A 671-nucleotide genomic window follows, 5' to 3' on the forward strand; every position below is an offset into this window, starting at 1 on the left:
GCCACTGGTGGTTTCTTTATTGGTTGAAGCTTCTGTACCATCATTTAAACCAGATTCATAGACTGTCGTTGTTGCACCACCAGCCGTTGGTATTGTGCTGGTCGGGGTTGCATCAGCAATAGTGATTGTCAATTGTGCTGTTGCTTTGTCGTTATCGCCATCCGTTAAAGTATAAGTAAATACGTCACTTACACCACCAGCTGAACCTGCATTACGTGCATAACTATAGCTACCATCGGAATGAATCGTTAATGTGCCATATTGACCACTAACTTGATAGTTTCCAACTGGATTAATCGTGACATCTGCCCCACCAGCAGTATCTGATTTTACTGTAGTTACTCGTGCGCCATCTGCACCTTTCGTGTCGTTGCTGACCACATTACCAGTAACTACTGCCAAACTACCTACAGGAATGCTATTGCTATCATTCTCAGCAGTTGGAACATCATCAATCACTTGTACAACCAGACTACCTGTTGTGGTTACCCCTCCTGCATCTGTGACACTCAGTGGAATGCCACTCAGAAGTAAATCATCATTTCCAACAGCGCTATGTGTCTGGGCATTGTTCAAAGTATAGGTATAACTCAAACTACCTGAAGTTGGGATATCACCTACACTGCTATTTGCCGTAAAACCATTTAGAACGATGGTTCCACCAACGACGT

The 671-nt window shown here is 43.7% G+C and carries 1 protein-coding gene; it reads right to left on the minus strand.

Going from position 1 to position 671, the window contains the following annotated elements; all coding sequences use genetic code 11:
- Positions 1-671, minus strand: a 671-nt coding sequence (locus ACNPNW_RS05465) for a cadherin-like domain-containing protein (protein WP_448766670.1), incomplete at both ends; no start/stop codon positions are given.

The sequence above is a fragment of the Acinetobacter endophylla genome (assembly GCF_053543775.1).